At 50.3% G+C, this 18,792-nt stretch carries 12 protein-coding genes; 3 read left to right on the top strand and 9 right to left on the bottom strand.

Annotation, left to right across the window (positions count from 1 at the left end; genetic code table 11):
* Window positions 1-31: 31 nt before the first annotated feature.
* Both Pan54_RS22270 and Pan54_RS22265 read left to right on the top strand, forming a co-directional pair.
* Window positions 32-2,623 carry a tetratricopeptide repeat protein gene (locus tag Pan54_RS22270; protein ID WP_207310201.1) on the top strand — a complete coding sequence of 864 codons (2,592 nt, stop codon included), beginning with the start codon at window positions 32-34 and terminating at the stop codon, window positions 2,621-2,623.
* Window positions 2,620-3,480, top strand: a complete 861-nt coding sequence (locus Pan54_RS22265) for a DUF4159 domain-containing protein (RefSeq protein ID WP_146505652.1) — start codon at window positions 2,620-2,622, stop codon at window positions 3,478-3,480. The genes Pan54_RS22270 and Pan54_RS22265 overlap by 4 nt, the downstream gene beginning before the upstream one ends.
* 203 nt (window positions 3,481-3,683) lie before the next feature.
* On the opposite strand, the gene Pan54_RS22260 is transcribed toward Pan54_RS22265, so the two are convergent.
* Window positions 3,684-6,056, bottom strand: a complete 2,373-nt coding sequence (locus Pan54_RS22260; protein ID WP_146505651.1) for a DNA gyrase/topoisomerase IV subunit A — start codon at window positions 6,054-6,056, stop codon at window positions 3,684-3,686.
* A 214-nt stretch (window positions 6,057-6,270) separates the two neighbouring features.
* Here Pan54_RS22260 and Pan54_RS22255 point away from each other — a divergent pair, with 214 nt between their 5' ends.
* Window positions 6,271-6,771: a hypothetical protein gene (locus Pan54_RS22255; protein WP_146505650.1), complete on the top strand. Its 501-nt coding sequence runs from the start codon at window positions 6,271-6,273 to the stop codon at window positions 6,769-6,771.
* Window positions 6,772-6,877: 106 nt separating this feature from the next.
* Here the strand turns inward: Pan54_RS22255 and Pan54_RS22250 are convergent, their stop codons facing one another.
* The 8 genes from Pan54_RS22250 to Pan54_RS22215 all read right to left on the bottom strand — a co-directional run bounded on the left by Pan54_RS22250 (window position 6,878) and on the right by Pan54_RS22215 (window position 18,706).
* Window positions 6,878-8,335 (bottom strand): alkaline phosphatase D family protein, encoded by a 1,458-nt coding sequence (locus Pan54_RS22250; protein WP_146505649.1) that lies wholly within the window; start codon window positions 8,333-8,335, stop codon window positions 6,878-6,880.
* A 174-nt stretch (window positions 8,336-8,509) separates the two neighbouring features.
* Entirely contained in the window at window positions 8,510-9,400 is an 891-nt protein-coding gene (locus Pan54_RS22245) for a PSP1 domain-containing protein (protein WP_146505648.1), read from the bottom strand.
* A gap of 146 nt (window positions 9,401-9,546) precedes the next feature.
* Window positions 9,547-10,605, bottom strand: coding sequence for a DNA polymerase III subunit delta' (gene holB, locus Pan54_RS22240; protein WP_146505647.1), 1,059 nt, complete (start codon window positions 10,603-10,605; stop codon window positions 9,547-9,549).
* 213 nt (window positions 10,606-10,818) lie between these two features.
* The gene (locus Pan54_RS22235; protein ID WP_146505646.1) at window positions 10,819-12,093 is read right to left on the bottom strand and encodes an aminotransferase-like domain-containing protein; all 1,275 of its coding nucleotides are present in this window, start codon (window positions 12,091-12,093) and stop codon (window positions 10,819-10,821) included.
* A gap of 273 nt (window positions 12,094-12,366) precedes the next feature.
* Entirely contained in the window at window positions 12,367-13,704 is a 1,338-nt protein-coding gene (locus Pan54_RS22230; protein ID WP_146505645.1) for an ABC transporter permease, read from the bottom strand.
* 257 nt (window positions 13,705-13,961) lie between these two features.
* Window positions 13,962-15,314 (bottom strand): outer membrane protein assembly factor BamB family protein, encoded by a 1,353-nt coding sequence (locus Pan54_RS22225; protein WP_146505644.1) that lies wholly within the window; start codon window positions 15,312-15,314, stop codon window positions 13,962-13,964.
* A 128-nt stretch (window positions 15,315-15,442) separates the two neighbouring features.
* Entirely contained in the window at window positions 15,443-17,668 is a 2,226-nt protein-coding gene (locus tag Pan54_RS22220) for a biotin/lipoyl-binding protein (protein WP_146505643.1), read from the bottom strand.
* A gap of 96 nt (window positions 17,669-17,764) precedes the next feature.
* Window positions 17,765-18,706: a cell division protein FtsQ/DivIB gene (locus Pan54_RS22215; protein WP_146505642.1), complete on the bottom strand. Its 942-nt coding sequence runs from the start codon at window positions 18,704-18,706 to the stop codon at window positions 17,765-17,767.
* Window positions 18,707-18,792 lie beyond the last annotated feature (86 nt).

Raw genomic sequence — 18,792 nt, 5'->3', positions numbered from 1 at the left:
CATCACATGGAACGCGTAGAAGGAATTTGAGTTGCAAACGCTGAGGCAGACCTACTCACTGAGTCGTTTTCTTCTCGGCAGTCTCTCTGGACTGTTCGTGGTCGCAGTCCTTGCCTCAACAAATTGCTTGTATGCCGAGACTCTTCCTGAGGCTGAGGAACTATTTCGCACTGGTCAGTATGCGGAGTGCGCAGAGATAGCTGACGCTGAAATTGAAAGTGGATTTCACTCTCAGGAATGGCCGCTTTTGAAGATCCGCTGCGAAATGATCCTGGGTCGCTACGTCGAGGCTGCAGAAACGGTTAAGAAAGCCAGGGTGTCGCATTCAAACAGCATACGATTGTTATGGCTAGAACGAGACGTCCGTCGATTTAACGGGGACTCGGACGGAGCAAAAGAAATCCTGGCGGAGATCTCAGCTAAGATCGAGCGATTGCGTTGGATGTATCGCGACCCGGATAGCGTACTCATCATTGGAAACTTCTTTCTGGAAATTGGCGTAGATGCCAAACAGGTTCGTCTGGAAGTCTTCAAGGTCATTCAGCAAGCCTCTCCGAAATTTGTAGAGTCTTATCTGGCAGGAGCCGAGTTAGCCCTGGCGAAAAATGACTACGCTCTGGCCGCAGAGGATTTTCAGAAGGCGCTGAAAATTGATAAAGATAATCCCCGCATTTTGTACGGCTTGGCTCGAACTTTTGAGTCAAGTGATTCAGAACAGGCTCAGCAGTATTTGAGTCGAGCGATGGAAATCAATCCGCAACATCTTCCCAGTCTGCTATTCGTCGCAGAGAGGCACATTCAAGCCGAACGGTATGAGGAAGCAGAGCAGGTCCTGGAGAGCATACTGGAAATTAACCCGTCTCATCCCACTGCCTGGGCGCTGCGTGCGGTTTTAGCGCATCTGGAAAGTGATGTCATTAAAGAGACATTCTATCGTGAACAGGCTCTTAAACACTGGAGAGATAATCCAGAAATCGATTCTCTTATTGGACAGCATCTTTCCCAGAAGTATCGCTTTGCAGAAGGAGCAGCTGCTCAACGGCGGGCACTGAAATTCGATGCGGAATACCTTCCGGCAAAAATACAGTTGTCAAATGACCTGCTCAGACTGGGGAATGAGGAAGCGGGCTGGAAACTCGCTCAAGAAGTCTTTGAGAAGGATAATTACAACGTCGTCGCCTACAACCTCTCCACGTTGCAGGACCACATGGAAAATTTCCGGACCCTGCAGAGTGATGGTTTCATCATCAGGATGGATGCTCAGGAAGCAGAGATTTATGGGCCACGCGTTTTGGAATTGTTACAGCAAGCCAAACAGCTTCTGTGCAGTAAGTACAATGTTGAGTTGAAAGAGACCATCGCAGTCGAAATCTTTCCGCGACAGCAGGACTTCGCGATCCGTACTTTTGGACTACCCGGCGGAGCAGGTTTTCTAGGAGTCTGCTTTGGCAATGTGATTACGATGAATTCGCCCGCATCCCAGGGAAACAGCCCTTCCAACTGGGAGGCGGTTTTGTGGCATGAATTCTGTCATGTGGTCACGTTGACGAAAACGAAAAACAGAATGCCTCGCTGGCTTAGCGAGGGGATTTCTGTCTATGAAGAGCGACAGAGAAATCCTGTCTGGGGGCAATCGATCACACCTGCTTATCGCGAAATGATTCTCGGAGAAGACCTCACTCCCGTGAGCGATCTCAGCGGTGCATTTCTTCGACCTCCCAGTGGTGAGCATCTGATGTTTGCCTATTACGAATCTTCGGTCGTGGTCGAGTATATTGTTGAAACGTTTGGAATGGATGTGCTGGTGGCGATCCTCGATGATCTGGCAAAAGGTCTTCCGATTAACTATGCGATCACTCGGCACATGGGACCAGTCGAACAGGTTGATGAACGGTTTGCAGAATATATTCGAAGTCGAGCCGAGGAATTTGGAGCGACTGCTGACTTCAGCCGCGACGAATTACCGAAGCGTGCCGACGCGTCAGCCTGGAAGATCTGGTTGGAGGAACATCCGGACAACTTTTGGGGACTGCAACAATTCACACTCGCTCTGATCCGTGAAAAAAAATGGAAAGAAGCAAGAACGCAAGTGAACAGACTACTCGAACTGGTTCCCGGTTACGCGGGAGAGGGAAGTCCACTGTTACTGGATGCCCGGGTATCCCGTGAACTTGGCGAAATCGATCGCGAAGTTGCGGTGTTAGTTCAGTTGGCGGAATCAAATTCGGATGCGGTCGATGTCTATCAACGTTTGTCAGAACATTACACAGAGCAGGCAGATTGGCCAGCAGTGATTGCAAACGTGAATCGAATTCTGTCCGTTAATCCGCTCCAGCCGGAACCTTATCGCATTCTTGCTGAGGCAGGTGAGCGTTCCGGCGATAATGCAGCCGCGATCCGCGGATTGAAAATTCTGACATTGATGGATCCCTTTGATCCCGCGGATGTGCATTTTCGAACTGCTCGTCTCTATGAAAAACAGGGCCAGCTCGAAGAGGCCCGCAAGCATGTCCTGTATGCACTGGAAGAAGCTCCCCGTTATCGGGAGGCTCACGAATTACTCCTCTCGGTCATCGAACAGCTCAGCCCGAAGACGTTGAAGACACCGGAGGCGACGGAATGAAAATCCTACAAAATCCTACACGCGGTTTGCTTTTCCTGTTCACCGTATTGTTTCTTGCCTCAGGTTTGTTTGCGCAACCCGACTTCTTTAATCAGAGGGGAGGATCTCGTAGTCCTTACGGAGGAAGAAGGAATTATTCACGTGGTCAGGTGACTGCAACTGGGGTCAATAACGATTGGGAAATCGATAAGCGATTCGAGCACGATGCCTTCCGTTTTGCACGGGTTCGATACACCTCCTGGGGCTATCGAGATAAATGGCTGACTGATTATCCCGAAAGCGATTTGAATTTCCCACATCGTCTACGAGAGTTGACCTCGATTGAAGTTCATCCTGAAACGGTCATCGTCGATTTGACAGATGAAAACCTGGGAGACTATCCCTTTTTGTATCTCGTCGAACCCGGGCAAATGACATTGTCTGATGAAGAAGTGACAGGTCTGCGTCGTTATCTGCTCAACGGTGGATTCCTGATGGTCGACGATTTCTGGGGCGAAGACGAGTGGTATGGCTTTTATGAAAATATCAAACGTGTCTTTCCGGATCGTGAACCCGAAGAATTGCCGCTTGAACACGACATTTTTCACCTCGTTTACGACCTGGCTGAGAAGCCACAAATCGTGAGTATCGGAGCTTGGCGGTCGGGGCGACTTACAGAACGTCCCGATGCCAGCGAACCGCATTATCGAGGACTCTTCGATGATCAGGGAAGAATGATGGCGATCATCTGTCACAATACAGACCTGGGCGATGGCTGGGAAGAAGAGGGAGTAGATCCCACCTACTTCAAAGATTACTCGGAACGTTTTGCCTATCCGCTGGGAATCAACATCGTCACTTATGCGCTTACACATTAATCCTAGAGCATAATCAAATGGTATTTGCAGTCGCATGGACCCAAATGTCCTCATTACCCTGTGTTTGCTCCTACTGAACGCTGCAGGTAACTTTTGAATCTGATATAGTAGTCTGTTCCAATTAAATATAAGGGTGGCACTGGCTTTCTCATCGTTTCAACCTGCATTATTTTCTATACTGGCCAATGGAAACTTATCACTGGTCATTCCAGTTCCGACCAGTCCACCAGTTGAATGTCAGGTCTGACAATTTCTTTGAAACCAGTTCGCTGACTCGTCTTTACTCCCTTACCGGCTCGTGAAGTCACGCCGTATTTGGCTTGACCAAAGGCGAGTTTATTGCCGTTGTCGTTAATCACGTGCAGCGTATCTCCCGGACGAGCCAGCAGGATCGCTCCGATCACTTCGTCGTCTTTTTCCAGCTTGATGCCCCGCACACCTCGGCCAGGTCCTGCCAACAATGGAACCTCCGTCAATTCAAAGTGAATGACACGAGCCCCAGAGGTCGCCAGGAACATCGTCTGCTGATCGGTAATCAAGTCGACGAAAATGACGCGATCCTCTTTCGCCAGTCGACAAAATTTTCGGCCAAGTTTCGTCGATGCCAATCGGAACGATGAAAATGATATCGACATCACCTGACCACGAGCAGTTGCGATCAACAGATACGGTTCCGGCGAATCTCCTTCGGGCGGATTGTCGGCTGGAGTGAAACGGGAATCGGTTGTCATGCCAGCGATGATCTTCGCACCATCACTCATTTTCACATACTTACCGAGCGGCTCGCCGTATCCGGTTGAAGCTGGGATTTGATCGACCGGAAGTGTATAAGCGGCTCCGTCATCCGAGAAGAAGACAATCGCATCGAGCGTACTGGCCGGCAGCACATTCAGGACTTCATCCCCCTCGCGAATTCGCATCTTCTCGATGCTTTGAATTCGTCCCACACGTTTGATCCAGCCATCTTTTGTGATGACGACATTCGTGTTCTCTTTGACAATGTATGCTTGAGGATCGAACTCAGAAATTTCTTCCGAGGAACCGATCGCAGTCCGACGTTTGTTGCCGTATTTATCGCCCAGTTCGCGAAGCTCATCGCTCACAATGCCCCACAGTTTTTTCTCTGAGGCGAGCAGAGCCTGAATTCGTTTTGCCTCTGCTCGTTTTTCTTTGAGTTCCTCCATGATCCGATCGATTTCCAGTTCGGAAATTCGATACAGAGCCATATCGAGAATGGCATCGACTTGAATTGCATCAATCGGAAAGACATCCATCAATCGCTTCGCCGCATCGGCTTTGCCCTGACTGCTGCGGATGATTTTCAAAGCTTTATCGAGCCCATTGAAAATGATCTCGAAGCCTTCAAGGATATGAATTCTCTTGAGCAGTTGAGCCAGTAAGTATTCGAGACGGCGGGTAATTGTCTTCAATCGGAACTTCAGAAAGTGGCTGAGTAATTCCTGCAGATTGACTTGAGCTGGCTTGAGGTTTTCGTGTTCATCGGGAACAAGGCAGGTCGCATTGAAGTTAAAGTTTTGCTCCAGCGAGGTGTGCTTATACAGATAAGCCATCACGGTTTCGGCATCATCGGCACTCTTGAGTTCGAGCACGATTCGCATGCCGAGTTCTTCGCTGCTCTCATCGATCGCAGAGAGCAATTGCGGCAACTTCTTCGTCTCGGCAACCGTCCCGAGGTCGACCATCAAGGGACCAGTTTCGACGCCGTAGGGAATTGAAGTGATGACAATATTGTTTTTGACTCGTCCCGTCTGCAGTTTGTCCGGCTCCCACTCGGCTCGAACTTTAATCGAGCCCCGTCCGGTTTCATAAACGGTACGCAGTTCCCGACGATCGGTCACAATGCGACCACCAAGCGGAAAGTCGGGCCCTTTGACGTACTTCATCAATTGAGCGACGGTCGCCTCGGGATTGTCGATCAAATGCAGACAGGCTTTGACGACCTCGCCCAGATTATGAGGCGGAATATTCGTCGCCATTCCGACCGCAATTCCCTGCGTTCCGTTCACCAGTAGATTCGGAAAGCGAGAAGGGAGCACGACGGGCTCTTTGCGAGTCCCTTCGTAGTTGTCTCGCATATCGACGGTGTCGAATTTCAGTTCCGACATCAACTCGGCTGCAATTGCGGTCAACCTCGCTTCGGTATATCTCGCTGAAGCTGCGGGTAAGCCGATAATAGAGCCAAAATTCCCTTGCCCATCGACCAGCGGCTCCCTCAAGGTGAAATCCTGAGCCAGCCGAACCAAGGCATCGTAAACCGCCATGTCGCCATGCGGGTGATAGTTACCGATGGTATCACCGGTGATCTTTGCACATTTACGGGCTTTTACGTTGCTGGTCAGCCCTAAGTCATTGTACATGACGTACATAATACGGCGCTGCACCGGCTTAAGACCATCGCGAACATCCGGCAAGGCGCGAGACTGGATGACCGAAAACGCATAATTCAAATAGCGTCTACGGGTTTCGTCCGTAAGCGAGACGTACTGGATGCGATCCGTCTCATCCGGAATGAGAGCCGCTTCTCCGTTCGATTTTTTCGATTTCTTACGAGCCAATGATTTCTACTCCGTGCTGTAATCAGCCGTTTCTGTGAATGCTATTCTGATTGGTTTCGATCGCGTAGGATAGGCAGGGATCAAAACTCCGTCAAATGGGGTGAAGTTGAGATCGGTTAATTGGCCATATCCACTCCAGTTTTAGTCATTAAGTGATGTTGAATGGGGATCACCATTATTTTCAATCACGCCTCGCATTCAAGGAAGTCGTTAAGTGGAGACGCCAGAATTCATCGTCCGCTGGACCGCTCGACTGGTCGTTTTTGCGTACGTTTTACGACTTCTGTACGATTTGCAAATCTGGCCCTGGCCAAAAATTCGCTCTGATCGAACGAACCGTATCATGCGAAATGTGTGGATCGCAGGAGCGGTCATTTATCTGATTCACATCGCAGCCGCGTTCCAGTTTATCCATCACTGGAGTCATGCAGCTGCCTATGAACACACCGCTCAACAAACCTCCCGCATCACCGGCTGGCATTGGGGCGGCGGGGTTTGGATCAATTATCTCATCGCGCTGTGGTGGCCGCTGGATTTGGTTTGGACCTGTCGCAAAGGCATCGACAAACTCCCCCGCTGGTATGTCTGGATGATGCATGCCAGTATGGGATTTATCATTTTTAACGCCACTGTTGTTTTCGGCCCGCCATGGTGGATTGCTTTTGGAATTTTACTGGCGATCTATATTCTGATCTTAAAGTTCAGGATTTTGTAGATTCCACTTTGCGGGCAAATGAATACAAGCACGAAGCGCAAGCGAGTGTGTCTTCTTTACATTAACTCACTCGCTTGCGCTTCGTGCTTGTATAACTACTGGAACACTATTTCTCTTTCACGACCCGATTCAAAACCGTTCCCTCATCATCAATCGATTCGATAATCAACTTCGGTGGACTTATCTTCGTTTCCGGTTCGATCTGCACAAACAGAAAACCGCCCGTTGGTTTTTTGTAGTGATATGGTTGTTTGATTAACCCGTCTGGATCAGTGCTGTTTTTCTGGCCGGGAAAACTTCCCATAATTGAATTTTCATCGTTGAGGGCTCCACAGGAAAACTCTTCAAGGCCCTGAGGATGAATGCTGTGATACTGCCAGTGGCGGTCACCGCAGAAGTTGATCAGATTGATTTGATGCTCATTGAGCCAGTTGAAAAACTCCTCTGCCTCGGCTCGGAAACCGCCTAAATTTGTGTGGTTATCAGTTTTGCGGGCACTGTCGGGGCCGACAATGGGAGTGGGGGAAATCAGGATTTTCCAGGTGGCATCGCTTTCGAGAAGCGTCTTCTGAAGCCATGCTTTCTGCTCGGCTCCCCAAATTGTTTTCTCCGGCCCATCCTCCGCTTTATTGGGAGAACGATAATCACGCCCCTCCACAAACCAGAGTTGCAAATGCTTATTGACGCGATGAGTACGATAGGTTGGTTTATCTTTTTCGCCAGCCGGATGGATCGGCATCTGTTCGCGAAACAGGTCGATCCCGACTTCTACAGAAGGCTCTCGATTCGACTTCAGGTCCGCATCGTTGTACCGAAAGTCATGATCGTCTTTCGACCAGTAAGCTGGAGTCTGGGAGAAGAATTTAATCAGCCGGGGAAACCGAAACTGCTCATGCCATTTCTGACGCAACTCCGGCAAAGTCTTCGCGGGATTGTTTCCGGGATGGTCGTAATAAACGATGTCGCCGGTGCCGATAAAAAACTCAGGTTCCAGTTTTAACATCGTCTCGAAAACGGGATAGCCAAGTTTCCGATCCTCTTCGGTCGCCGTGACTGGACCTCCGCCATTCGATTTCCCACTCATGAACGAGTGATAGTTCATGCAGCTTCCCATACAGAATTTCAGAGGTACAGCTGCCTCTGGTTCATTCAATGTACGAAAGCTGCATGTGGCACCTGTTTCAGGATGTGCCTGATCGGCTCCATACAGTAGTCGATAATAATATTGAGTTCCTGGTTTGAGAGCCGTCAATTCCGTGCGGACAATAAAATCGGATTCCGCTTCTGCTTTCAACCATTCGGTCTGCTGACTCTCCGTGAAGTCTTTGTCCATGCTCCACTCAAATTTTGCGAACCCAGCTTCTCCAGGAATATCTCCCTGCAGATCCAGATCAGGCCCCGGAAGTTCGGTCAATCGAGACTGGAGAAGGACGGAAGTTGCAGTGACTTCTCCTGCCATCTCTCCCTGAGCATGAAATATGTCTGCCGCATGGGAAACTTGCGAAAAACTGAAAGCGACAACCGCACAGCTTAAAACGATCCCGGGAAGGAATTGGAGGCGCATCTCAATTTCTCCTGATGAGAGATTATATCCCGTTAAACTGATTACAAAGTACCTGAGGGTGGCGGGGGCGCTCCGCTTGCGGAAGCCCCCGAACATTCAATCATCGGGGGCTTCTCTTCGAGAGCGCCCCCGCCACCCGGGTTGAATTAGAGAACTTAATAAACTCAATTGCAATTACTCTTCTTCTGAAACATCCTCTGCGACTTTGACCTTTGGTGCTGTTTTTTTTCCCGATTTCGGCTTGATGACCGAAATAATTTCCTGCAGAGGTGTCGTAATGCGGCGGCGGTCCTCGTAGACGATGACAACCTGCTTACTGAGAATTTCCTGACCGATCACTTTCCCCTGCCCTTCACGGGTGACGACTTCTGCTCCGATTTTTGGTAGTTCCCGTTGAAACTCTTCGTAGGTATCGTATTCGTAACGCAGGCAGCACTTCAGGCGGCCGCAACGACCGGAAATCTTGTTGGGATCGAGCGTCGCTTTCTGAACCTTAGCCATCTTCATGGAGACAGGTGGCATTTCGCTCAGATGTGTATTGCAGCAGACCGGCTTTCCGCAATCGCCGTAATCGGCCAACAGAGCCGCTTCATCGCGGACGCCTATCTGACGCATTTCGATGCGCAGAGAGTATTCCTTGGCAAGAGCTTTGACGAGTTCCCGGAAATCGATTCGCTTTTCTGCCAGAAAATAGAAGACCGCTCGTTCGCCGCCGAAGAGATGTTCGACATCGACCAGTTGCATTTGGAGTTTGCGTTCCAGAATCATTTTCGTACAGCCATCGAATTCGACCTGCTCGCGAATGCGACACCGATCAAGCGTGTCGTAATCGTCTGCATTTGGAAATCGCTGAATCTTGCCCTCGGGCTCCGGGCTCTGCAGAAAGCTTTTCGCACGCTCGGTCGCTGGTCCGAGAACTTCTCCCCATTCATTCCCCCGTTTGGTGCGAATGATGACATCGTTCCCCCGTTGTGGCTCTCCTTTGCCTTTCCAGGTGAAAACTCCGAGAAAACGTGTGGTGCCGTAGCGGACGATAAATTGATCGATCGGTTGATCGTCTGTCATTTTGAACTCAGTATTGAAATTTAAGCCCGGAAAGGGCATTGCAGCTGGATATTGCCTATTGGCTATTATGAAATGCTGAAGAGGGTTTATTATTATTTTGAATTAATTAATAAACGACTCCGGATCAGCATGTCTTTCGATTATGACTACTGTCCGGCAGAGTTCCAAGTCGGACGCAGCAGCATTTCCAGATCGTGGCAAAACTGATCCAGACAGGCAGGCACACTGATTTTGCGGTCAATTTGCCGGGAGGCTTCAAAACAGCGGTCCATCGCATCGAGATAACAGTCAGAATGAACCTGATCCAGCTGCGAAATCCCCGTTTCCATCGTCAACGACTGATGAAAATACTGCAGGCAGGTTTCAATAATCAGCAGAGCCGCTTCCCGTTGAGAGTTCGTATCGGATCCTGCCTGACTTGTAACTTCATCGAAGACCATCGCCAGGTCAGCCGACATAATCTTTCGTCTACCAAGCAGTTGCGTCACTTTATGCAGTTCGTGCGATTCCCCCGCCTGCAGGCGTTCCATTGCAATTCGTGCCTTCGAGACTGAACCATCAGCCCGGCGAATCGCTTCCTCAAGCAGTTTAGAATCCAATTCGCCTTCGTGTTCGACCATATTAATACGTGTCAGGATTTGATGGAGATCTTGATCAGAGAGTCGAGTGAAATTCACCTGCTGGCAGCGGGAGCGAATGGTGGTGATGACCTGATCGGAATCGATGGCAATCAGAATCAGAATGGCTCCCGGCCCCGGTTCTTCCAGAGTTTTCAGCAAAGCGTTCGCACTGGAGGCATTCATTTTGTCGGCATCATCAATGACTGCAATCCGATATCCCCCCTGCATCGGCGATAGGGATAAATCGTGACACAGCCCTTCACGTCCCCGTTTTTCTGGAGAACCAACGAATACCTCAATCGGTAATTCCGATTTTCCTTCCGGCAAGCCGACGCGAAATAAATCGGGATGAGAGTGGGAAATGACCTGACGACAACTCGGGCATTCGCCGCAAGCGGTCAATTCATCCCCCGGTCGATTCTGACAGAGAAGTGCCTGCGCCAGATGGACTGCAAAAGTTCGCTTGCCAATCCCGACGGCTCCCGTAAACAGATAGGCATGCCCCAGTCGCTGACGGCTCGTCGCGCGACGAAACATCTCAAACTGAAGCTCATGGCCAATCACGTTTTGCAGGTCGGTTGTCATACTGAATTAATACAATTGAGTTTGTGCCACGGCTCTGTGAGTCGTGGCACCATCAAGATGGAGCGAATTTTCTGAGATGACCACGCCCATCACTTCATTCTGGGCGTGCCACCTGTTACAAGCACGAAGCGCAAGCGAGTGAGTCAAATCGTATCTGAGTAACACACTCGCTTGCGCTTCGTGCTTGTATTTGAAGTCTAACTCATTTCATTCTCACTTGCGAACTTCGGCGATGGCGTTGGCGAGTCGTTCGATGCCTTCCTTGAGTTTCTGCTGGGTCTGAACGCCATAGCTGAGTCGCATGGTTAGATTGGCATCGGGATGACTTGGATCACTGTAAAACAATTCTCCAGGCACGAACATGACATGATGTTTCTCTGCAGCATCGCGGAACAGTCGCTGGGAAAATCGTGTGTCGCAGACTTTATCATCCAGTTTGAGCCAGACATACAATCCTCCACCCGGTTGCTCAGCGTGAGCGAGATCAGAAGTCAGGATCGAGTCTGACACTGCATTCCACATGACCTGCGATTTCTCCCGATACGATTCTCTCAACTTCTTCACATGCTGTTCGTATTGTCCGGAGGATAATAATTCAGAGACAACAAACTGTGAGAAATGAGGGGAGCCGAAGTCGTGGATTGATTTGAGATCGGTCACCGGTTTCACCAGAGCTTTGGGAAGCAGGCCGAAACCCGTTCTTAAACCGGGTGAAAGTGATTTCGAAAATGTTTGTGTATAGATCACACGTTCTTTGGATTGATCGAGACTGTAAATCGATTGAGGCGGCGGTTCTTCAAACCAGAGTTCGCGATAGGCGGCATCTTCCAACAGATACAAATACTGTTTGGCAGACCAGCGTTCGAGAATCTCCAGAACCTCCTGCCTACGATTCAATGGCATTGTGATGCCGCGGGGGTTGTCAAAATAGCTGACGAGATACAGCATCTTCACGAGAGGCAACTTTCCGGCTTGCTCCAATCGCTCCAAGGTTTCCTGCAGCGAAGCGGGGATGATGCCCTGATCATCACAATCGACGGAGACAAGTTCGACGCCGATCCCTTCGAGTGTACTCAAGTAAACGAAATAACTCGGAGCAGTCACGAGGCAGATGTCACCAGGGTTGAGAACCGCCTGGCTGACCAGATCCAGAAACTGCTGTGAACCAGTCGTGATCAGCAGCTGATCAATCGAACCGGCTTCACTTTCCTGTGACACACCATCCAGTTTGGCCAGATGCTTCAACAACTGCCGACGCAATTCGAGTGAGCCGGGTGTGGTGCCGTATTGCAGCGAGGCGCGAGCTTGAGCAGGATCGGTCAGAATTTTCTGAGTTGCCTGCAAAACCAGATCGGCTGGAAAGGTATCGTAATCGACCAGCCCGGCTGCCAGCGAAAGACAATTGGGATAATCGACCCCCTGCTGCATTAGATATCCAATTTGCTGCCGACCAGCCCACTGTCCACGATTGCTGCTGGGAAATGCCATGTGACTCACCTTGATAAATATTCGTTCGTTTCAATTGTATGTTACTCGGAAATGTTCTTAACCCGAAGCGTCAGCGAGGGGCACGTGTGAACTCTTGCTTCGGGTTAAGATTGAGCAGACAACAAGATCGAAATCAGGTTCACTTTCGAACATGACTCACTCGCTTGCGCTTCGTGCTTGCATAAATAAATAACGCGTCCTGCAGGAGCAAACTAAGGTAACTTACGTTCCCTGTGCGTCAAAGTGACTGCCCCCGGTCGAGCGGAACGCTCGCTAGTTGCGGCGGATGGCGTCCATGGGGCTCATGCGGGCGGCCCAGATGGCGGGGTAAAGGCCGCTGATGATGCCGAGGAGGCAGCTGAACAGGAGTGAGGAAATGAGGAGTTGGGGGCTGGCGTAGAGTTCGAATTTGGCGGGGAAGGAGGCATTGACGAGGAGCGTGAGTCCCCAGCCGATACCGCAACCGAGTAGACCGCCGGTGAGACCCAGCATGAAACTTTCCCAGGCAATCAGTTTGACGAGATCGAGTCTGCTCCAGCCATTGGCTCGCAGAATTCCAAATTCGCTCATCCGTTCGGAAACGGACATAAGCATCGTATTGACGACGCTGACGACGGCGATGATGATGCCCAGACTGGTGAGCAATCCGAGAGCGATATCGAGATCTTCAGCAAATTTTTCGAAGCGGCCGGCCCAATCCGTTGCCAGACGCACTTCCATCGGATCGTCAGCAACTTTGGTTTCAGAGTGCGAGCGATTTGAAGAATCAATTGGGGTTTTCTTTGGTTGAGTCGCAGGAGGAGAAGTCGGCTTTGATCCTTGTTTTAAGAATCGATCAATCGATTTGACCAGTTCGCTCAGAGGATTCTGGCCGGGACTGCTCATCAGCATCGAACCTTGCCAGGCAGAGGGACCACGTCCTCGGAAATGATCCTGAATGCGGTCGATTAACTCATCATCGGAAATGTCGTCTGTTTTTTCGATATAGAAACTGGAAACGGTTTCCTCGTTGAAGCGAGTCATTTTGCGGAAGGTGTTATCGTCGATAATGATAGCGACATCGAGCAGGATGGAGCCGGTATGGTAGATGCCGACGATTTTCAACTCGTTGCCGTTCACTTCGACAGGATCTCCCACCTTTTTGTTGTATTGCTCGGCTATCGGCAAACTCACAACGCAGTTGAATGAGTTAAGGTCATCCTGATTCAAATAGCGACCCTGTACAATATCGTCGCGATAAATGCCCGTTTCGATTTGATCGCGACGGACAATATCCGAACCGCACAACAGTCGCGGCGGCGAGACAACAACCTGACCATCAATCACATTCGCCCGAGCCCAGCATTCCGGGCTGACGGCTCGTACTCCAGGAATCGACTCGAGTTCTTCCACCCAGGATTTCGGCAAAGCAGAAAAGAGCGGGATCGGGGCGCCCCGTTGCATCGCCACAAAACCGGGAGCACGATCGAGCGTATTGCCGACGGCCTGATCAAGTCCTTCGGCGATCGAAAACAGGCCAACCATGCCCATAATGGCAACTGTCATGCCGATCACCGCTAAACTGGTGCGAACCGGTTTACTGAGAACATTCTGGAGGGCGAACTGAAACATAGGAGTAAGTTTTCTCACGGATCAACCGTGATTTGTTTTGAACCGCCAAGACGCCAAGGAGTTTGAATGATAACACATAGCAGGCGAGCCGAGTCAGTCATGACTCGGGTTTTGTCACGATTACTGTGCGCAAAATGCAAAAATGGTCGTTACCGAACCACACCCACCCGAGCCATAACTGGCTCGGGTCGCCCCATTGTTATGAATAGCACGATGAAAGTAGGCACCCATTTTTGTAGTAGAGAAGATTATAGCACTTACTTCTTAATTGCCCACAAGTGGCCGAAGGAGCGGAGGTACATGACGCCGTTGGAGACGACTGGTGAGGATGACATGTCTTCACCCAGATTGTTTTCGGCAACAATTTCAAACTCCCTGCCGGTTTTGAATACTGTGATGCGGCCATCTCGAGCGGTCAGGTAGATGTGTCCATCGACCAGAATTGGCGAAGCGCGGTGTCGCTGGCGATGCGTTTTCTGGAGAGGATAGACTTCTTCCCCCGAACGAGATTCCACACAGAAGACGTTTCCATCCTGACGGCAAATGTAAGTGAGACCGTCATGCACTAATGGAGATGGGACATCGGTCGTTTTGTCGGCTCTCCATAATTCGAACTTCTTGTTGTGGGTGACATTGCCCTTGGAGTTCGCATCGACACAGACGACGGGGCCGTTCTTGGCTGTCGGGCAAACAACCACGCCATCTCCATATGAAGGAGAAGCAACAAATCGCAGGTAGCGGTTGTAGTTCTCTTCGGGGTTCATATCCCCTACTCGCCAGATTTCCGACCCATCTTCAAGATGGTGAGCGGTTGTGTAATCGCCGCCATGGACGATCAGATATTTCTGATGATCATCCTGATACAAAATTGGTGAGGCGTAGGAATGCGTATTTTCGTAAGTTGCTTCGCTGGGACGGTCGACGGCATAATTAGCTTTGCCGGTTCGTTTATTGATCCGAATGATTTTCGCATATCCGGTTTCTCCAGAACTCATGGAGCCGTGGAGAATGGCCATGTAAAGATAGTCACCCTCGACAACGGGAGTGGAGGTCATGCCGAACTGGATATCGAACTTGCCGTAACGATCCTGAACATTGAAGCTCCAGATTTCGTTACCCTCAAAATCGAAGCAAGCCAGATCGCCAGTCCCCATGAAGGACCAGACATGTTCGCCATCGGTCACGGGAGAAGGAGACGCGGCGTTGCCTTCATCTCCACGAGCGGTTTGATCGCTTTCTGCAATCTGACGGCTCCAAAGTTCTTTGCCACTCGTATCAAAACACATCAGCATTAACGGCTGAGGTTGTTCCTTGGGAGCTTTAACTCCATCTTCATTCACAAAATATTCGACGACAGGTGAAGTGAGAAAAATGCGATCTCCCCAAACGACCGGTGTCGCACCGGCTGGTCCCGGCAGAGCAACTTTCCAGGCGACGTTTTTGTTTTCTTCCCCTGCGAATTCGGTCGGAATCCCTTTTTCCGTGGAGATTCCATTCTGAGTCGGACCTCTCCAACTTGGCCAGTTTTCGGCCTGAAGTGGGGAACTCAATGTCAGGACAACACAACAAGTGATTGTGCAGATTAAAGATGCATTTTTTCCGCAATGCATGCTGTCATACTCCTCGGCAGGGATTTCAGGCTGGGACGAATGGCGACTCACACGTTTCGTCATATCAAGAAATCACTATGACAGCTGGGCAAAAGATTATCAATTCCCGAGTGGAAATTCTGTGGAATTCAAAGCCTGAAGTGAAAGGTCTGACGGAGATAGCGCCAAATCCAGCCGCCAACGGAGCGTTTATCGACGATAAACATCGCTCGTCCGCTCAAGCCGGTTCGCATCAGGTCGGTTTGCTCGTTCAGTTTGACGGTTGCCTGATAGGCCAGTTCCGTCAATTGTTCCCGGCCTTCATTGTCGGTGACGGTTGCCAGGTCTCCGCCGCTTTTATTGGAGAGTTGGCGGGGAGCAAAATCGCTTTGGCGATCTGCGATACTTGTAATCGAGCCATCAAAAATCAGATCGGGCAGGTGATAGCAACGCAGTTTAACCGGGGTGCCCAAGTCGAGTTCGTTGCGGTCATCCTGAGAAACCAGCAGAACCGCCTGCATCTCTTGACTGGGAGCGATGCTCAGCACATGTGTGGCTGGTTCGAGATAGGCCTGAAGATTTCGCTCCTCGAAAATTGTACCATACCAGGTTCGAAGCTCAGGCTTCGCAGTTGGGCTCAACCTCGGTTCCGGTTTCGACTCGGCGGCTATGACTTTGCCGGAAATAGGAGCGCGGATTGTCAGGTGTTTAATCTGATCGTTGATTTGATTGAGTTGATCGGTCAAAGAGGAGATTCGTTCCTCCGACATGCGGAGTTCATCGGGATCGTTCAAAGCGACGGCTGTTTTTCGCATGGCTTGCGAAGTTTCGAGTTCCGTCTGAATTTTGCGTTGTTGATCGTCCAGTTCTTCATTCTTCAGCAAAACGAGAATATCTCCAGCTTCGACTTCTTCGCCAGGCTGGACTTTTACTTCCTGAAGTTCGCCGGGAGAAATCGAATAGACGTGCTGAACCTGATACGGCTCCAGCGTGAAGCTCGAATGGATCCACCAGGGGACCGGGATCATCATCAGGCAGGTGATCAGGCCTGCGAAGACCAATGTGGAAAACGCAATCTTGAGTTTGCTCATCGGTTCGTTCCTCTGCATCGACAGGATCTGGTAAAGCGATTTTCCCAAACCATAAATCATTGTTCCAAGTGACATCGCCGTCAGGCTTACTGCCAGATTCTGCAAACCGTATGGTTTCATCCATGTGTAAAGAAACAGGGCAATACTCAAGACGAGCACCCATTTGTAAATCCAGGAGGCGACTGCATACAGGATGAACCAGTGACGATTTCGATCGGGTGCAAATGGATCGTCCGGCATGTGAATGCCCAGGCAGTACCAGGCAAACGCCTTCATTAACGCTTTGTCGGCTTTCTGCTTGAGATTGGGAATCTCCAGATAATCGCTCAGCATGTAGTAACCGTCGAAACGGATGAGTGGGTTCAGGTTGAAGATAACCGTCGAAACTGTCGTCACAAAGAACAGGTTCAGGCAGAGATAATTGAACATCCCCGGCTGCGAGAACCACCAGCCGAAGACGGCCAGCGAGGAGAGAAAGACTTCAATATAAGCCCCGGCTCCACCAATCCAGATGCGATGCCATTTGTTTTTCATCATCCAACTGTCGGAGACATCGCAATATAAAGTCGGACTGAAGACGAGTAGCATCATGCCGATTTTATGACACTCACCACCAAAATGCTTACAGGTCAAGCCGTGGCCAAATTCGTGGATGACTTTGGCTCCAGCAATCACCAAATACATATAGAGCAAGTTCGGCCAGCCGAAGAACTGCTGGAACTCGGGAAGCTTACTCTGGAATTCTTCAAACTGAACGCCCACCAGCAGCAAAGCGGCTGAGGCCAGTGCGACGACCATGATGACCGCCCAGGTGGAGTACATCCACTTGAAGAAGGGGTAAATCAGATTGAGCGTTCGCTCGGGATCCCAGCCCGGCAGTTTCAGAAACAAGAAATTCTGCAGCGTTTGCAGAATTTCTTTGCGGGTGTTTTTCTTGTGAAGATCAAGTAGCGGTCGCCCCTGCCCAAGTCGAGTCGTATACAGCAGATTCTTCTCATGAAGATCGGCCAGCAGGTTTTGGACATCGGAGAGTTTGACGGGAATCGAAGGATTTTCCCGCTGCAGATCCTCATGAATCTGTTCGAGCGTATTCGACTCACGCATCGAATCGAGAACCTGATGCTGTTCGCGAGTCAGGCGGTAATAACGAAGTGCGACGGGGTCTTTTACTATCCAGTAGCCAGTCCCCTGATAGCCGATCCGCTCGATGCGAAGATCGGGCCGCGTTTTTAGCGGCAATTCCCTGTCACCAACGGCTCGGAAATCGGCTTGTGTGATTGACATGGGAAAGACTTCAGGGAGTTATGCGAAAGGTTGACGAAGCAGATCGACTTACATTACCCACTCTTATATATCAATTAAAGTCTGAACTAAGCGTGTTTATCTCGTCACACCTTGCTGAGGCAGTGAGCGTCGCGCAATATCTTTCCAGCGGCGAAGATCAATTTCGACCGGTCCCTGAGCCGTTTGCAGACCGCCGAAGTCCCGGAGGTACATTTCGAGCCGTTTCATTTTTGTTTCGGCATTCGGCTCAGTCGGGTCGGGAACTTCCGGAGCAACGCCCCAGATCACTTCACTCCCTTTTTTCGTGATCAGCCGATAGGCAACCTGATGCAATTCTTCGACGGTCTGTGCCTGAGCAGCAGCTCTTCCATCGACACGAATTTTTACAAACTGATAACGATCCCACAGTGAACCATTCTCACTTTCAGCCAGAAACATCTCGGCTAATCGCGTTGCTCCCCAGACCGATAAGTCTCCCCAGTGGTTTCCAGCAGTTCCGCGAGGAACAGATTCAATTCCTTCGATAACCGGATAGCCGTCTAGCTGCTTGACAGAAAAGTCCATCGACGGCAACAGAATGCCATCGCGATCGACGGGATAAAAACCTTGCTGTAACTGCACAAGAGCGACAGGCTGGCGATATTCCAGTTCGAGATCGATTCGGTTCGGGTATTGCAGCCGAACCTGAATCACCTTGCGAACCCAGGGAGATTCTTCAAATGCGTGGCCAATGCGTTCTGCCAAATCAGGTTCGAGTATGGAAAATGTTTGCCCCAGCCCTGCTCGCTGCCAGGTTCTTTCGAGCAGATCTACTGGCAGATATTCGGGAACTTCCTTCAGCTGAATTGTACGGCGGTCGACCTGATATTCGGGCAGAGTGGTGAAATCTGTCCCGGATTTGCTCAACAGATTTCCCAGAAACGGCGCAGCACACAAGATGATCAACCCGACAATCACGCGAGGATCGTACAACCAGCTTCTCCAGCGACGGAAGAACCCGCGCGGTGCGTCTGTGTCTGTTGTTTTTTTTGCTGACATGGAAATTGCTTAATTACTTGTTTAATTTGTTACAGAATTTTACAAGACACGAAGCGCAAGCGAGTGTGTCCGGAACCTAAACTCAA

The sequence above is a fragment of the Rubinisphaera italica genome, assembly GCF_007859715.1.
GTDB lineage: Bacteria > Planctomycetota > Planctomycetia > Planctomycetales > Planctomycetaceae > Rubinisphaera > Rubinisphaera italica.
This window is presented reverse-complemented; position numbering and strand designations above follow the sequence as displayed.

Coding starts and splice junctions, on each gene's coding strand:
- Pan54_RS22235 (WP_146505646.1), bottom strand. CDS start 12,093: ATGGCATTTCCCAGCAGCAATCGTGGACAGTGGGCTGGTCGGCAGCAA.
- holB (WP_146505647.1), bottom strand. CDS start 10,605: ATGACAACCGACCTGCAAAACGTGATTGGCCATGAGCTTCAGTTTGAG.
- Pan54_RS22250 (WP_146505649.1), bottom strand. CDS start 8,335: ATGCGCCTCCAATTCCTTCCCGGGATCGTTTTAAGCTGTGCGGTTGTC.
- Pan54_RS22225 (WP_146505644.1), bottom strand. CDS start 15,314: ATGCATTGCGGAAAAAATGCATCTTTAATCTGCACAATCACTTGTTGT.
- Pan54_RS22215 (WP_146505642.1), bottom strand. CDS start 18,706: ATGTCAGCAAAAAAAACAACAGACACAGACGCACCGCGCGGGTTCTTC.
- Pan54_RS22220 (WP_146505643.1), bottom strand. CDS start 17,668: ATGTCAATCACACAAGCCGATTTCCGAGCCGTTGGTGACAGGGAATTG.
- Pan54_RS22265 (WP_146505652.1), top strand. CDS start 2,620: ATGAAAATCCTACAAAATCCTACACGCGGTTTGCTTTTCCTGTTCACC.
- Pan54_RS22230 (WP_146505645.1), bottom strand. CDS start 13,704: ATGTTTCAGTTCGCCCTCCAGAATGTTCTCAGTAAACCGGTTCGCACC.
- Pan54_RS22245 (WP_146505648.1), bottom strand. CDS start 9,400: ATGACAGACGATCAACCGATCGATCAATTTATCGTCCGCTACGGCACC.